The following is a 15400-nucleotide window of genomic DNA, read 5'->3' on the forward strand; positions in this document are numbered from 1 at the left end:
CAGTGTCCTCTTCCTCACGCGTGTACTTCCCCGACTCTTTCTTAAACCAGATGCGCGAATTGCTGCCAGATGTCGCAGAATTCGAGCGTTTTATCGCTATCAGTCATCAGCCCTTACGCCGCAGCCTGCGGGTAAACACGCTCAAAATCAGCGTCGCGGATTTTCTGGCATTGGTTGCCCCATATCAGTGGCAACTGACGCCGATCCCATGGTGTGAAGAAGGGTTCTGGATTTCCCGTGACGATGCCGACACGCTGCCGCTGGGCAGCACCGCTGAGCATCTCTCTGGCCTGTTCTATATTCAGGAAGCCAGCTCAATGCTGCCGGTCAGCGCCTTATTTTCCGGCTGTCCGACGCCTGAAACGGTGATGGATGTCGCCGCCGCGCCAGGCTCTAAAACCACGCAGATCGCAGCTAAGATGGGCAACCAGGGTGCCATTCTTGCCAACGAATACTCTGCCAGCCGGGTGAAGGTGCTGCATGCCAATCTCAGCCGCTGTGGCGTCAGCAACACGGCAATGACCCATTTCGATGGTCGGGTGTTTGGTGCCGCACTGCCGGAAATTTTTGATGCCATTCTGCTGGACGCCCCGTGCTCGGGCGAAGGGGTGATCCGCAAAGATGCCGATGCGCTACGTAACTGGTCCGTTGAAAGCACCGCAGAGATTGCTGCCACGCAGCATGACTTGATCGACAGTGCCTTTCATGCCCTGAAGCCCGGCGGCACGCTGATTTATTCCACCTGTACGCTTAATCGCGCTGAAAATCAGCAGGTGATCGCCTGGCTGCAGCAGCAATATCCGGGTGCGGTAGAGATTGAACCGCTGAACGAGCTGTTCCCCGGCGCAGAGCAGGCCGTGACGCCAGAAGGATTCCTGCACGTCTTCCCTCAGATCTTTGACAGCGAAGGCTTCTTCGTAGCCCGCCTGCGTAAGCTGGAAAGCGTGCCGGCATTACCGACACCCAATTACAAATTGGGTAAATTCCCGTTCTTCCCGGTAAAACGCAAAGAGCAGCAGGAAATTATCGCCGCCGCCGCCAAATCCGGCCTCAGCTGGGACAGCAAAACGCATACATTATGGGAGCGTGACAAAGAGATCTGGCTGTTCCCGTTAGCCATTGAGCCGCTGCTGGTCAGAGTGCGCTTCTCACGCATTGGTCTGAAGCTGGCTGAGACGTTCACTAAAGGCTATCGCTGGCAGCACGAAGCGGTGATTGCGCTGGCTGAGCCTGACGCTAAAAACCGTTTTGAGCTGACGTTAGCGGAAGCAGAAGAGTGGTATCGCGGGCGGGATATTTATCCGGAACGGGATCTGCCTGCGGATGAGTTGATCCTCACCTGTCAGCAGCAGCAGATTGGTCTGGCGAAGAAAGTCGGCAGCCGGATTAAAAACAACTATCCGCGCGAACTGGTGCGTGATGGCAAGCTGTTCGCCTGATTACTGGATCTGCACCAGCGTTAACCGGTTGCCATAAACGGCGCCGGTATCAATGTAGTGTTGATTGTAGGCATCGAGCTGTCTCTGGACCGGCGTGTGACCAAAATAGAACGCATCGGCTCCGGAAATGGCCTGCCCTTTTCCGTTCTGTAATTGCTCAATGCGCTGGCGGCTCCAGACAACCTCATTGCCGTCGACTTCGGCGCCAAATGCATAATGATTTGCCGGATAATCGGCATGCGCAACCACCACGATGCGTTGGTCCAGCTGCACATGCATAATCAGCGGCAGCGTCCGGCAGTGATTGATCGCATGCTTAGCTGCAATCATGTCGACGCCTTTCAACTTATAGAACCAGTCACCGCCGTTAAACACCCACTGCTTATGCAATCCACTGGTCAGCGCGCTGAGTGCCATCTCTTCATGATTGCCGCGCACGCTGCGAAACCAGGGTTCCTGTAATAGTGCCAGACAAGCCGGACTGTCCGGGCCGCGATCGATTAAGTCACCGACGGAAATCAGTAAATCTTTCTCTGTATCAAATTGACGGGCTAGCAGTTGTTCATCCAGCAAGGTTCTGCAGCCATGCAAATCACCTACCAGATAAATATGACGCCAGTTTTCACCGTTAAGATATTGGTACAGCATGATCCACCCTGAGCACATTTACTGGAAACATTGACAGTCCGTTTAGGAAATAACGACTACAGTATAGGCTATTCGGGGATTGGGACTTCTCACACTCATGAGCAATCGCAAACAGTTTTATATCACGCTGTCGTTAATTACGGCTGGGAGCCTGTTGATTATTGAGGTATTAGCCCGGCTGGTGCATTTAATTATTGTGGGGTAATGCTGACAGCGTCAGACGCTCGGGGCTGGCACCCGGCTGACGCTGTAGCGGGCGGCACTATTTGGCTTTTAATGCGCGCGGGTTTTTGCTTAGTGAAGCTGACCAGTTGAACTCTTTAACTTCACTCTCTTTAGCCGAAGACGCCTTGCGCGGTTTCTTCGCTATCACGGCTTTGGTGGTCTCTTTTACCACACGATCCTTCATCACCAGACGCTTGGCCTCTTTCTGAATTTCCTTTTCTTCTTTCTTACTTGGCACATGGCTCATCTTTAACGTCAGGGTCTTAACCTTTGCCGCCACCAGCTCCTTCTCTGCATCGGTAAACTGGTCTATCGAAATCTCTTTGTCGCTTTTCATCAAGTTGGCTCCAGGCCGAACGGTGGACGCGTCACTCGCGTATCGTTGTTGCCCACTGAGGGTAGAGTGTTGGCGCGGGATAAACAAGATAAAGGGTAAAAACCTGTGGCTTTGGCTGGATTGTGAGCTCAACAGGGTGTTTAGGTCCCCTGCAGACGAGACTTTCGACCTGTGCGCCGTCATCAAACGTTAAATATCATTATTTACGCTTACGGGGAATCCAGGCGCATTTACGCTGTCTGACCCTGCAGGATATTTCAGCGTCATCACCCGGGCCATCCGGGGGCTTTACCATAACGGAGTAAATTAATGACTGAGCAGGCGTCTTACACTATCGGCAAACTGAAAATCACCCGCCTGACTGAACAGATGTTCAGCGTGCCGCAGGGGAAACTGTTCCCCACGTCGGGTGATGAGTCGCCTGCTGAGCAAGCCGATATGCCAGTGAACATGAGCGTTCACAGCTGGCTGGTCGAAACCCCTAACCGCATCATGCTGATCGATACCGCCACCGGTAATGGCAAAGATCGGCCTTTCAGTCCGCTGTTCCACCAGCTGAATTCCCCGTGGATGGAGAATCTGACTGCCGCCGGGATCGATCCGGCAGACGTGGATTATGTGCTGCACACGCATCTGCATACCGATCATGTTGGCTGGAATACGGTGCCGAATGGCGATAGCTGGATCCCCACCTTCCCCAACGCTACCTGGGTTTGCCCGCAGGCAGAAGTCACCTTTATGACCTCTCCAGCCGCAGCGGCACGCAGAGTGGTATTTGATGACAGCGTGCAGCCGATCATTGATGCGCGCCGTCTGGTTACCCTGCCCGATGAAATCACCGAATATCTGCCCGGTATCGTCTTCTATCCAACGCCGGGGCACAGCCCGGGACATATGAGCATTGCCTTCGTCACCGAAGGAGAAACGGCGATCTTTTTGGGCGACGTGATGCACTCAGCCATTCAGGTGGCCCATCCGCAGTGGAACTCCATGTTCTGCGGCAACGGTCCACTGGCCGCCGAGTCTCGCCGCTGGCTGCTGGAGTTTGCCGCAACTGAAAACGCGACGGTCTTTACCAGCCATTTCGATCGCACATCGGCCGGACGCATTACCAAAGACAACGACCGCTTTATCTGGACCTTTGTGTAGCGCGTTCTGCGTTTAGCTTGCCTTCGGCGCTGTCAGCAATCGTTAGCGCCAACCGTTCAGCAGGATGCAGTCGACGATAACCTCAAAGGTATTCGCCTGATGACTTTCCAACGGTGAAAAGCTATTGTTTGAGGCTAACCTGTTGGAAAGTCGCATATAAGGCACACCTCACACGATGACTATTTCGCTGCACACGCCCCTGATTTCTTCCCTCCCGCTGAGTCAGTTAAACCAGTGTAACGTCTGGCTAAAGATGGAGTCGGCTCAACCGAGCGGCTCATTCAAACTGCGCAGCGCCAGCCACGCCTGCCAGTTTTATGCGGCCAAAGGTGCCAAAGGGTTTGTTAGTTCGTCAGGCGGTAATGCCGGCATCGCGGTAGCCCACAGTGGCCGACAGCTAAATATCCCGGTGACGGTGGTAGTACCCGAGACGACCTCGTCCCGCGCACGGCAGCTGATCCTGCAGGAAGGCGCCCAGCTGATTGTGCATGGTCGCAACTGGAGTGAAGCAAACGATCATGCCTTGTCATTAACTTCCGATACCAACGTCTATGTGCATCCATTTGATAACCCGCTGTTGTGGCAAGGCATCAGCACCCTGATCGATGAAGTGATTGACGCTGGCGTGACACCGGATGCCGTAGTGCTTTCGGTGGGCGGCGGCAGTTTGCTATCGGGTATCGCGCTGGGGCTGGAAAAACATCAGCTTAAAAACATCCCGATATATGCTGCGGAAACCTTTGGTACGGCCTCGCTGAATGCGTCGATGGAGGCGAATAAATTGGTCAGGCTTGAACAGGTCAGCGGCATTGCCACCACGCTGGCGGCGAGTCAGGTTTGCGAAAATGCATTTAACGTTAGTCAGCAGTTTGATGTGAAGAGTTTGCTGGTGTCCGACGACGAAACGGTCGAAGCCTGCAAACTGTTCCTTAACGATCATCGGGTATTGGTTGAACCTGCGTGTGGCGCGTCTTTATCGTTGATGTATAAAAACCGGATCGGCTTCAACCCTGAAGATAACGTGTTGGTGATTGTCTGCGGCGGGGCGTCGGTTACCCATGAAATGCTGATGGAGTATCAGCCTACTCGCTAAGTTATTGAGCCCCTGCCGGATGCATTATTCTTCAGGGGTTTTATCGCGGCGATTTGCATACCACTGTATTGCCGCACCGAGTAACAGCATGACGATAGCGACAGGCATTTTATTGATATCCTCACTGCTGAGCCCACCAAATGCCAGGAAGTAGAATGCGGCAACGAAGGATTTAACCAGCTTCTTGATGTTGCTTTGCTGCTTGATGCAGATACTGCGAACAGACCATGCGCCCAAAATCAAACCCAATAGCGCTAAAACGGTGATCATCACGTGCTCCCTGAAAGACGATTTTCTTGGCTGTTAAAAGACACTATTTGTGGGGAAAGATCCATAAAAAATAGCGAATCTGGGCGCGTTTGTAGGCCGTACCGTGCCAGTGTTGGGATGGGTCATTCTGGGCAAGGATATTGCACAAATCAGCTTTCGTACTGTGCATCGTTATAATCTTCTTGTGCGCCCTCAGGATAAAATCTGGTGAGTGATATGTATGATACAGCTGCTTCAGTAAGGGAGTTCGTACGGCGTGAGCTACCAATAGTGACGACGTTCCTTCTCAATAAAATCGACATCAAAGATGGTGATATCTTACAAGAACTCTATGAAGCCGACGATATCGCTGAAATGTCTGAGAAATTCTTCAGGGAATTTAACGTGCAATCCAAAGGTTTTACGCTTAACTCGTATTTTCCCTGGAAAACTCCTTCGTGTTTTTCGCGCAAGCCGGAGAATCAGGGCAAAAAGCCACTTACCCTGGAAATGTTTATTGAGTCTGCAAATGCGGGATGCTGGCTATTCGAATAACTGACATAAGGGCGATATGCTTTGCCTGTTTTTCTACCAGTAAACGACAATCGGATGCAGGGTCTCACCCAACCCGACTATCTAATCGCACCCAATTTACCAGGCGCATCAGGTGCCGTGTTGTCGCTGTTCCAAATACCAACCAAAAAAAAGACCGAAGACGATTCCTATCTTCGGTCCAGGGAAATGGCTCCTTGTGGGAGCCGTGCGCTAAAAGTTGGCATTTATGCAGGCTATGTCGCCTTGCCCTTTAAAAGGTAGTACAGGCGTGGGGATTTTCCAGCCAGTTGTAAACGGCTTGCTATAAACTTGTTGGCTCTGTGATCATGGCGGCAGAAACAGGCGAACTGCCTTGCCAGGCGGCAAGACAGCGTAATGAAGTGAATCTCTGGCGTGACTTTTTCGGCTTAGTTACACAGCTTTTGAGTGCGCTCGATAATCGGCGTCAGGCTCTTTTTCTGGCCCGGATGCTGTCGGTCGTCGCTCTGGATAATGCTGATGTTCTGCCCTTTCGCCTGCCCGCTCTTCACCAGAGCGCTGGCGACGTCGTTGATTGGGTACTGCGCCAGCGTGCTTGGATTGATAACAAACAGCGCATTGCCTTTGGCACAGGTCAACATCACTTCTTCGCGGTCGAAAGGCCAGGTATCCTTGCCCATTTCAAAACGACTTACGGTGATAATCTCCGCCGCCATGGCGCTGGAACAAAAACTCAGTGCAATCATCAGACTGGCCAATTTTTTCATGGTGGTGCAAACCCTCTCTGGATAACGCCTGCCGTGTGCAGGCGGTAGAAATAATCAGTATCAGGCCGGTTCAAGCGTGGCAAACACGCTGACCAGCAGCAAAACCAACGCCGAGAGCAACAGCTCAGCCAGCGTGGTCAGCAGGAATTTATGTTGGGCATTCTCACCGCTACGCTGAAATCGTGGCACCAGCCAGTAACGGTTAAACAGGGCGACCGCACACATCAACGCCACCAGCAGCGTCTTAATCAGTAGCAGCTGGCTGTAGAGCTGAAAGCTGGCCGGTGGCCAGCCCAGCAGCAATAGCGCGTTGATCACGCCACTGATCACCACCAGCGCCACCGCCAGATGCCCGTAGCGTGAAAAGCGCATCAGGGTGCGGATCGCGTCATAGCGTGTCGCCATCTGTCGCGCGTCTTTCATCAGCAGTGCCACCGGCAGCAATCCACCGGCCCAGAAGGCCGCCGAGAGCAAATGCACGGCCTGATTGGTGCGTTGCAGCATGCCCATCGCGCCATCCAGCATCGCGGCATGTCCGACAAAGGCCAGGCCCACCAGCTGCCCTACTCCACTCAGCAATAACAGCTGCTGACGAATACGGCCCTGAAGCAGCAATGCCGCCACGCCCAACAAGGCGGCGATCAGCTGCCATTGCCAGGCCTGACCAAAACGGGTCTGCAATACCGCCAGCCAGACGTCCGTATTGCCCAAGTCCTGCCAGCCATCGCCCATCAGCCCGGTTTGGGCGGCGAGCAGCATAACGGCGGTAATCAACGCCGTTATCGCGCTGCAACTCAATAACAGGCGAAAACGTCCCGCCAGATAGGATCGAAAACGGGCCGGCGCCATCAATGCGGTATACAGGCTGCCGCTTGCCAGCGACATCAGCGCGGCAAAGTGCAGCCAGCGGCAGAGTATATAAAAGGTGCTGAGGGACATCTTACTTCACGCTAAAGCTGTAGTTCCCGTTGGTTTTATGTCCGTCTACCGAAAGCACATGCCAGTTCACCAGGTAATGACCCGAGGGCAACGGCTTCTGTAAGGGCGCAATCAGCTGGTTATGCTGTTTTGGTGCGCGCTCAGCTTTCGCGGTTGGGATCGCTTTCTGATTGCCGTCGAGGATCACCACGCCGCTGAAAGCAGGTTCGATATCTTCAGAGAACGTCAGCGTTAACGCCTGAGGAGAGGCTTCAACATTCGCATTCGCGGCGGGATACTGGCTCTTCAAATGAGCATGTGCAGAAGCTTGCTGAGAGAAGGCGGCAGCGGTCAACGCCAGAGCAAAAACCATAGAGAACTTACGCATAATAGTCGTATCATCCTGTCCTTGGCAGCCCGATAGCTGCGATGAGGCCGAAAGGATACCCCGCTTAAAATAATGTGTCGAGCCGATAACGGCGCTAAGCAGACCCAGGCTTGCGAAAGTGCACTAACTGCTATATTTTTGCCGCCGTAACAGGAGAAAGCTGATGACTCAAAATCTGGCCAACTGGCCGCAGGAAGAAAAAGATAAGGTTAACGTTGACCTGGCCGCTGCAGGTGTGGCGTTTAAAGAACGCTATAACATGCCGGTAATTGCCGAAATGGTTGAGCGCGAGCAGCCGGAAGCATTACGTGACTGGTTCCGTCAGCGTCTGACGCAATATCGCCAGGCTTCACTGAGCCTCTCGCGCTTACCTTACGAACCAAAACTAAAATAGCCGTCAATTTGACTTAATATCTCTTGTCTTTATTCACCGCTTCGGTTGTGATGATGGCCTCAATGAGGCCTTGCTGGAGAGCTTATGTCTGTCTGGAGTATCGCTGCTGCTCAATCAGGTTCGCGACCGGGTGACATCACCTGGAACATTTCCCGCCACCTTGAATTCATTCTTCAGGCTGCATCCCATCACATCGATTTACTGATCTTCCCTGAACTTTCCCTCACCGGCTATGAACTCTCCCTGGTGCCCACTCTGGCCATGACCCTGGACGATCCGCGTTTGCAGGTGTTTGCCGATGCCGCAACTGCCCATCAAATGTCGATTGTCATCGGCCTGCCGCTGGTTAACGGCGAGGATATTCTGCTCAGCGCCGTGGCTTTCCTGCCGGATGGCACCAAGGTGGCCTACGGCAAACGCAATCTGTTTGGTGATGAGAAGCTGTTCTTTACCGCGGGTGAAGGCGTGCCGCTGTTTGGTTATCAGCGTCATCATGTCGCCATGGCGATCTGCGCGGATATCAGCGTGGAAGAGTATGCCCGCGACGCGGCAAGACGTGGCGCCAACCTGTATGCCACTGGCGTACTGGTTTCGGAAAAGGGCTATCACAATGATTGTGAATACCTGGCGCGCTGGTCACGCGACTACAAAATGGCCGTGCTGATGGCCAACCATGCCCTGCCCACCGGCGGTTATCAAAGCGCGGGCAAGAGTGCGCTGTGGGATGAAAGCGGCAGACAGGTGGTCGCCGGCGGCGAAGGTGAACAGTTAGTCATTGCCAGAAGAACGGGTAATGATTGGCAAGGAGAGGTGCATTCGTTACGCTACCCGCCAGTTTTTTAAAAGGGACGCATAATGTTACGCGTGATAGATACCGAAACCTGCGGTCTGCAGGGTGGAATTGTGGAAGTGGCGTCGGTCGATGTGATTGATGGCAAGATTGTCAATCCGATGAGTGATTTGATCTGCCCTGACCGGCCAATCAGCCCACATGCAATGGCGATTCATCGCATCACCGAAGCGATGGTCGCGGATAAGCCGCCTATCGAGCACGCCATCGGTCGTTATCACGGCAGTCCCTATTACGTCGCCCACAACGCCAGCTTCGACCGGCGGATGCTGACCGAAATGCACGGAGAGTGGATTTGTACCATGACCCTGGCACGCGGATTATGGCCAGGCATCAAATACAGCAACCAGGCACTGCGCGAAACGCTGAAGCTGGAGGTTACCCCTCCGGCCGATCTTCACGCGCACCGGGCGCTGTACGACTGCTATGTCACTGCCGCCCTGCTGATCCGCATTATGGATTATTCCGGCTGGGATGCTGCCGAGATGATCCGCAGAATGCTGGTGAAAGGCTCAAGCACCACCTTCCCGTTTGGCAAATACCGTGGCAGTAAAATTGATGATGTGGCGAAACGCGATCCGGGATACCTCAAATGGATGCTGAAAAATATCCCGGATCTTAAGCCCGATCTGCGCAGCGCGATGGAACGCGCGTTGTCAGCTGAGGATTAGTTTGCGTTGCCCGCGCTGAGCGTTTCCTGCGCCAGCGCGATCAAGAAGGTGTATTCCAGCGCCACCCCTTCGTAAGCCTTGAAGCGTCCTGATTTACCGCCGTGTCCTGAGTCCATATCGGTGCAGATCATCAGCAGGTTATGGTCCGTTTTCAGCTCTCTCAGCTTCGCCACCCATTTTGCCGGTTCCCAGTACTGTACCTGGGAATCGTGCAGACCGGTGGTGATCAACAAATGCGGATAGGCCTGAGCAGTAACGCAATCATACGGGCTGTATTGACGAATGTAGCGGTAATACTGCTCTTCCGCCGGATTGCCCCACTCGTCATATTCCCCGGTGGTAAGCGGAATGGATTCATCGAGCATGGTGGTAACAACGTCGACAAACGGCACCTGCGCCACAACGCCATGGAACCGGTCAGGCGCCATATTGATCACCGCACCCATCAGCAGGCCACCGGCGCTGCCGCCCATCGCATAAAGCTTATCAGGATGACCATATCCCTGTGCCACCAGCGCATCGGTCAGATCGATGAAGTCGTTGAAGGTATTCATCTTGTTTAACAGGCGGCCATCGTCATACCACTGTTGCCCTAATTCTCCGCCACCGCGAATATGCGTCAGGGCAAAGACGAATCCGCGATCCAGAAGGCTCAGGCGGCTGGCGCTGAAATCGGCATCCATGCTGCTGCCATAAGAGCCATAGCCGTACACCAGCAGCGGATTTTTGCCCGGCTGATAGTGGTCGCGGTGATAGACCAGGGAAACCGGCACTTCAACGCCATCACGGGCGGTGATCCAGTGACGTTCACTGCGATAGTTGCTGCCATCAAAGCCCTTAACCTCAGCCTGTTTCAGCACCTTGCGCTCGCCACTGTCCAAATCCAGCTCAAACAACGTGTCCGGTGTGGTCATTGACGAGTAGCCATAACGGATTTTGCTGGTCTCCGGGCTGGGATTGTAGGAAAGCCAGGTGACATAGGCCGGATCGTCAAAGGCGATGCCTGACTCCTTGCCGGTCAGCCAGTGGAACTGGCGCAGGCTGGTCAGCCCACCTTCACGTTCTTCGACCACCAGCCAGTCACGGAACAGGCTGAAATCTTCCAGCACTACGTCAGGCCGTGGCGGGATCAGTGTCTGCCACTTGTCTTCCGCGAAAGCAGCGGTCCGGTACAGACCGAAATTTTTGCCTTCACGATTCGAACGCACATAGAACTGATGCTGGTAATGATCAACGCCATATTCGTGATCCTTTCGGCGCTGGCAGAACAGTTGCGGTTCGGCATTCGGGTCAGCGGCATCCAGTAGCAGAACTTCGCTGGTGGTGCTGCTGCTCAGGGAGATGAGGATATAGTCTTCCGAGGTGGTTTTGTGCACGCCGACGTAGAAGGTATCGTCCAGCTCTTCATACACCAGCTGGTCATCCTGCACAGGCGTACCCAGCGTATGGCGCCAGACCTGATAAGGCAGCAGCGTCTGCTCATCTTTCTTCACGTAATACAGCGTACGGTTGTCGCTGGCCCAGGTCAGGCTGGATGAGACATTTTCCAGCACATCTTCGTACCAGTCTCCGGTTTCCAGATTGCAGAAGCGGATGCCGTACTGACGACGTGAGAGGAAATCCTCTGCCACCGCCATGATTTTATTATCGCCGGTGATGCCGACGCCGCCGAGGGTATAAAAATCGCTGTCCTTCGCACGCAGGTTGCCGTCCAGCAACACGTCCCACTGATCAGGCGTAGTGGTCTCTTCAGGCTGGCGCGTATAGATGGCGTATTCATTGCCCTCTTCATAACGGCTTTGATAGCGGTAACCCTTTCTGACGTAAGGGACCGAGTGATCGCGCTGGGGAATGCGGTCAATAATCTCCTTCAGCACCGTCTCCTGCAGCGCCTGCTGCGACTGCATGATCTCTTTACCATAGGCATTTTCGGCCTTCAGGTAGTCGAGGACCGCAGGATCTTCCCGCTTGTCATCGCGCAGCCAGTAATAATTATCGGTGCGGGTTTCTCCGTGGAGCGTCATATCGAAAGGAATTTTTTTGGCAATTGGTGGTTTATGCATGGTTCAGCCCCGTTGGATCAATCACATAGGCTAAGGGTGGCAGTTGTTATCAAGATTGCCAAGCGCAATGGCAGGAGATTGGAAAAATAGTGTGACGGGGTGACGCAAGCGTCACCCCGAAAGCAGGATCAGGCGGTAAGCTTCAGCTTTTCGGCTTTAATATCTTCTGCCATGCTGTCGCGCACGTCCTGAGGGATTTTCAGTTCATCACCCAGCGCCTGAAGGTAGCTGCGCTCCATAAAGTGGTCGACGTCGATCACCAGGTTGCTGAGGAAATAGACCTCCAGCGCCTCTTCTTCGTTTTTCACGTCCACGGCCAGTTTTTGTGGGTCAAGCGGCATATCAATCGCCTGCTGTATCAGCCGCTCGCCATCTGCGCCAAGCCCGGACTGATGGATATGCTCGTTAATGGCCTGTCGTTCCTGGGTATCAATATGCCCGTCGCTTTTCGCGGCGAAGACCAGCGCCTGCACCAGACGCTCTGCCCGGCGATCGACGGGTGACTGCTGCTGACCGAATTGCGGCTGATCCTGATGGGTTTCGCTCACCCGATCCTTATACTTTTTCCACAGTACGGCACCTGCTGCGGCGCTACCGCCGATAATCAGCGCATTTTTGCCATACTTGGTCAGCAGATTACGGGAGGATTTGCTGGCAATCAGCAAACCGGCCAGTCCGCCAAGCGCGCCCGGTGCCAGCATTTTACTCAGGCCTTCACCGCCGCCTTTGCCGTCTTTACTGCCTCCCAGTACCGTTTGAATCTGTTGCAGCCAGTTACTCATTGCCTTTCCTTCTTCAGCGGAAAACAACCAGCATAGAGCGACTTGCGTCAAGAAGCGTCAAAGCAGGAAAAGCCTGGAAAACCTTCACGGCCAGTTGATGCTAAGCCGTCAGCTATACTTAGCCCACCAGTCGAACCTTCTGGTTCATAATGCTTCGCCAAAAGCGGCGGCTGAACCGACTGGATTTGTTTTTTTAAAGCACTGGCGTAAGGGAAAAATCATCATGAGATTCAATAATAATCCGCTGTTTATCAATACGGTTCTGCTTGGCGGCAGCACAGAAGAGAAGTTGAAGGCTGCCAGCCAGGCCGGGTTTGATCAGGTTGAGCTCTGGCGTCAGGACGTGGAGGCAGCCAGCGGCGATGCCAGTGATGTGGCCAGATTACTGGATAACCACCGCCTGGCCCTGACGGATTACCAGGTGCTGCTGGATTTTGACGGCGCGCCAGACGATCAGCGAGAGAGTAAACGCCAGGAAGCCCTGCAGATGCTGGATACCGCCGTTGAACTGGGCGCAACAACCTTGCTGACGCCTGCATCAACCCATCAGGGCTGCATTGCAGATCGGGAAGAGGAAGATATCCGCTGGCTGGCCCGTCAGGCAGGCAAACGTGGCCTGCGCGTGGCCTTTGAGGCCATGGCCTGGAGCACGCATATCAACAACACGGCGGCGGCGTGGCAGCTGGTGCAAAAGGTCAATGAACCCAATCTGGGATTGGTGGTGGATGCTTTTCACATTTTCGTGCTGAACCGTACGGTGGACGATCTGGCGGGGATTCCGATGGATAAGATCTTCCTGGTCCAGCTGTCCGACCTGGTTACCCTTCCCAGCCACGATCATCTGGTGGATGTGGCACGCCATCAGCGTTTATTGCCAGCCGAAGGGAATTTCCCGCTTTCATCTCTGGCTGACTATCTTCATCAGCAAGGCTATTCAGGCCCGATAGGACTGGAAGTGTTCAGCGATCGTTATCATCAACTGCCGCCGGCAGAGGTGGCCAGCAAAGCGCTGCAGTCGTTGAAAAAGGTGTTATCCGGCGACGATCGTTAACGGTAGCCGGTGGAGGAAGTCACTAACAGGGAAGAATTAAGGCGAAGTTTCTGGCGCGCCAGGGAAAAATACCCTGCGCGCCACATACTGTGATGAAGTAAAAAGAATCAGGCCGCTTTAACGGTTCGTGCAGCCGGTTTTGCTTTGGCCGCTTTGCCCGTTGAGGCTTCCGGCTCTTCCGCACCGGACTCTTCAGTCGGTTCATCTGCTGCAGCTTCAGCGCTGTCTAGTTCAACAGTCGGTTCAGCATCATTACCCGCGGCGGCGGACTCGCTCGTCTCAGGCATCTTGCTGGTGCGCAGAATATGCTGCACGGCGTCTTTATTCTCCGCCAGGAACATGCCCAACGCTTCACGCTGTGGTTCTTCCATGTCCAGAGGTGCCACGCTCAACCAGTCAGAAAAGGCTTCTGCCATATCGAGCATTTTATCGTACGCGTCGGCTTCTTTCTTACTGGCGAATGTCATCTTTTCCTCACCTTTTCTGACGACAACATATTTGATTTCAACAGCCATAGTCCACACCTCAGTTAACTGTATTTTTATACAGTATAACAGACGGGTCTTTTTTGCTCAACCCTGGAAAGCGGATGTACGCGCAATCGTTTTCGTTTATACTGCGCGCGTTTTTTCCCTCCAATCAGGTAGAGATTATGACCACTCTTGGTACCGCGCTGCGCCCTGCCGCAACCCGCGTAATGCTGTTAGGTTCAGGTGAACTGGGCAAAGAAGTGGCGCTGGAATGCCAGCGTCTTGGCGTTGAAGTGATCGCCGTCGATCGTTATGCCGATGCACCCGCTATGCACGTGGCGCACCGCAGCCATGTCATCAACATGCTGGATGGTGAAGCGTTGAAAGCGCTGGTTGCGCTCGAGCGCCCGGATTACATCGTGCCAGAAATTGAAGCCATCGCCACCGATATGCTGATTGAGCTGGAAAAACAGGGTCAACACGTGGTGCCAACCGCCCGCGCTGCCCGCCTGACCATGAACCGCGAAGGTATCCGTCGCCTGGCGGCAGAAGAGTTGGCGTTGCCCACCTCCACCTACCGCTTTGCCGACAGCCAGCAGGCGTTTAATCAGGCGGCTGACGAAATCGGCTTCCCGTGCATTGTGAAGCCGGTGATGAGCTCGTCAGGCAAAGGCCAGAGCTTTATCCGCGAAGCGTCACAGTTGGATGCCGCCTGGGAATACGCGCAGCAAGGCGGACGTGCCGGTGCTGGCCGGGTAATCGTTGAAGGTGTGGTGAAGTTTGATTTCGAAATCACCCTGCTGACCATCAGCGCGGTAGACGGCATTCACTTCTGTGCGCCGATTGGCCACCGTCAGGAAGATGGCGACTACCGTGAATCCTGGCAGCCGCAGCAGATGAGCGCCCTCGCGCTGCAACGTGCTGAGCAGATTGCCGAAGAAGTGGTTAAGGCGCTGGGCGGCCACGGCCTGTTTGGTGTTGAGCTGTTTGTCTGTGGTGATGAGGTGGTATTCAGCGAAGTTTCCCCTCGCCCACATGACACCGGCATGGTAACGCTTATCTCTCAGGACCTGTCCGAATTTGCCCTGCACGTGCGTGCCTTCCTCGGTCTGCCGATTGGCGGCATTCGTCAGTACGGCGCCGCCGCATCTGCGGTGATCCTGCCAGAACTGGACAGCGATAACGTACAGTTTGCCAATTTGGGCGGCGTGCTGGGCGCCGGTCTGCAGGTGCGTCTGTTCGGCAAACCGGAAGTTCGGGGCAAGCGCCGTCTGGGCGTGGCGCTGGCCACGGGCGAGAACATCGATGATGCGGTACAGCGCGCGATTACCTGTGCAGCCGGTGTGAAAGTCAGCGGATAAACGCGCTTTCG

18 protein-coding genes and 1 pseudogene are annotated in these 15400 nt (G+C 54.3%); 10 read left to right on the top strand and 9 right to left on the bottom strand.

All coding sequences use genetic code 11. The features are described 5' to 3' along the window. The first annotated feature begins 2 nt into the window (after positions 1–2). A complete protein-coding gene (rsmF, locus tag E2F51_RS19565) occupies positions 3–1439 on the top strand; it encodes a 16S rRNA (cytosine(1407)-C(5))-methyltransferase RsmF (RefSeq protein WP_134824294.1) in 1437 nt (478 codons plus the stop codon). Here rsmF and E2F51_RS19570 read toward each other — a convergent pair whose 3' ends face one another. Beyond that, complete coding sequence (locus E2F51_RS19570; protein ID WP_134824295.1) at positions 1440–2087, bottom strand: metallophosphoesterase; 648 nt, start codon at positions 2085–2087, stop codon at positions 1440–1442. Positions 2088–2349: 262 nt separating this feature from the next. After that, a complete protein-coding gene (locus tag E2F51_RS19575) occupies positions 2350–2649 on the bottom strand; it encodes a hypothetical protein (RefSeq protein WP_013202496.1) in 300 nt (99 codons plus the stop codon). A gap of 309 nt (positions 2650–2958) precedes the next feature. On the opposite strand from E2F51_RS19575, the gene E2F51_RS19580 reads away from it, so the two are divergent. Then, entirely contained in the window at positions 2959–3798 is an 840-nt protein-coding gene (locus E2F51_RS19580; protein ID WP_134824296.1) for an MBL fold metallo-hydrolase, read from the top strand. Between the two features lie 175 nt (positions 3799–3973). Next, entirely contained in the window at positions 3974–4891 is a 918-nt protein-coding gene (locus tag E2F51_RS19585) for a pyridoxal-phosphate dependent enzyme (protein ID WP_134824297.1), read from the top strand. 24 nt (positions 4892–4915) lie between these two features. Here the strand turns inward: E2F51_RS19585 and E2F51_RS19590 are convergent, their stop codons facing one another. Then, positions 4916–5161 carry a hypothetical protein gene (locus E2F51_RS19590; RefSeq protein ID WP_134824298.1) on the bottom strand — a complete coding sequence of 82 codons (246 nt, stop codon included), beginning with the start codon at positions 5159–5161 and terminating at the stop codon, positions 4916–4918. A gap of 70 nt (positions 5162–5231) precedes the next feature. On the opposite strand from E2F51_RS19590, the pseudogene E2F51_RS24335 reads away from it, so the two are divergent. Both E2F51_RS24335 and E2F51_RS19595 read left to right on the top strand, forming a co-directional pair. Beyond that, positions 5232–5372: pseudogene (locus E2F51_RS24335) on the top strand (STM2901 family protein); the annotation flags it as partial. Between the two features lie 5 nt (positions 5373–5377). Then, positions 5378–5695: a DUF1493 family protein gene (locus tag E2F51_RS19595; protein WP_371732193.1), complete on the top strand. Its 318-nt coding sequence runs from the start codon at positions 5378–5380 to the stop codon at positions 5693–5695. 407 nt (positions 5696–6102) lie between these two features. On the opposite strand, the gene E2F51_RS19600 is transcribed toward E2F51_RS19595, so the two are convergent. The 3 genes from E2F51_RS19600 to yobA are packed head-to-tail and all read right to left on the bottom strand — an operon-like array spanning position 6103 to position 7747. Next, a complete protein-coding gene (locus E2F51_RS19600) occupies positions 6103–6441 on the bottom strand; it encodes a YebY family protein (protein ID WP_134824300.1) in 339 nt (112 codons plus the stop codon). A 60-nt stretch (positions 6442–6501) separates the two neighbouring features. Further along, on the bottom strand, positions 6502–7380 hold the full coding sequence (gene copD / locus E2F51_RS19605; protein ID WP_134824301.1) for a copper homeostasis membrane protein CopD: 879 nt from the start codon (positions 7378–7380) through the stop codon (positions 6502–6504). 1 nt (position 7381) lies between these two features. Beyond that, the gene (gene yobA, locus E2F51_RS19610; protein WP_134824302.1) at positions 7382–7747 is read right to left on the bottom strand and encodes a CopC domain-containing protein YobA; all 366 of its coding nucleotides are present in this window, start codon (positions 7745–7747) and stop codon (positions 7382–7384) included. Between the two features lie 163 nt (positions 7748–7910). Between yobA and E2F51_RS19615 the strand changes: the two genes are divergently transcribed. From E2F51_RS19615 to exoX, 3 genes are all read left to right on the top strand, one after another. Then, positions 7911–8141 (top strand): DNA polymerase III subunit theta, encoded by a 231-nt coding sequence (locus tag E2F51_RS19615; RefSeq protein WP_013202504.1) that lies wholly within the window; start codon positions 7911–7913, stop codon positions 8139–8141. An 84-nt stretch (positions 8142–8225) separates the two neighbouring features. Continuing rightward, positions 8226–8984: a carbon-nitrogen hydrolase family protein gene (locus E2F51_RS19620; RefSeq protein WP_013202505.1), complete on the top strand. Its 759-nt coding sequence runs from the start codon at positions 8226–8228 to the stop codon at positions 8982–8984. 12 nt (positions 8985–8996) lie between these two features. After that, a complete protein-coding gene (exoX, locus tag E2F51_RS19625) occupies positions 8997–9662 on the top strand; it encodes an exodeoxyribonuclease X (protein WP_134824303.1) in 666 nt (221 codons plus the stop codon). Here the strand turns inward: exoX and E2F51_RS19630 are convergent. Both E2F51_RS19630 and E2F51_RS19635 read right to left on the bottom strand, forming a co-directional pair. After that, complete coding sequence (locus E2F51_RS19630; RefSeq protein WP_134824304.1) at positions 9659–11725, bottom strand: prolyl oligopeptidase family serine peptidase; 2067 nt, start codon at positions 11723–11725, stop codon at positions 9659–9661. The genes exoX and E2F51_RS19630 overlap by 4 nt on opposite strands. A gap of 128 nt (positions 11726–11853) precedes the next feature. Next, the gene (locus tag E2F51_RS19635) at positions 11854–12507 is read right to left on the bottom strand and encodes a tellurite resistance TerB family protein (protein ID WP_105759789.1); all 654 of its coding nucleotides are present in this window, start codon (positions 12505–12507) and stop codon (positions 11854–11856) included. 223 nt (positions 12508–12730) lie between these two features. Here E2F51_RS19635 and E2F51_RS19640 point away from each other — a divergent pair, with 223 nt between their 5' ends. Continuing rightward, positions 12731–13558 carry a sugar phosphate isomerase/epimerase gene (locus E2F51_RS19640; RefSeq protein ID WP_134824305.1) on the top strand — a complete coding sequence of 276 codons (828 nt, stop codon included), beginning with the start codon at positions 12731–12733 and terminating at the stop codon, positions 13556–13558. Positions 13559–13665: 107 nt separating this feature from the next. On the opposite strand, the gene E2F51_RS19645 is transcribed toward E2F51_RS19640, so the two are convergent. Further along, positions 13666–14073 carry a YebG family protein gene (locus E2F51_RS19645; protein ID WP_134824306.1) on the bottom strand — a complete coding sequence of 136 codons (408 nt, stop codon included), beginning with the start codon at positions 14071–14073 and terminating at the stop codon, positions 13666–13668. A 137-nt stretch (positions 14074–14210) separates the two neighbouring features. Between E2F51_RS19645 and purT the strand changes: the two genes are divergently transcribed. Next, on the top strand, positions 14211–15389 hold the full coding sequence (purT, locus tag E2F51_RS19650; protein WP_134824307.1) for a formate-dependent phosphoribosylglycinamide formyltransferase: 1179 nt from the start codon (positions 14211–14213) through the stop codon (positions 15387–15389). Positions 15390–15400: the final 11 nt, after the last annotated feature.

Origin of the sequence: Erwinia sp. QL-Z3 (assembly GCF_004551645.1) — a bacterium.
Lineage (GTDB): Bacteria > Pseudomonadota > Gammaproteobacteria > Enterobacterales > Enterobacteriaceae > Erwinia > Erwinia billingiae.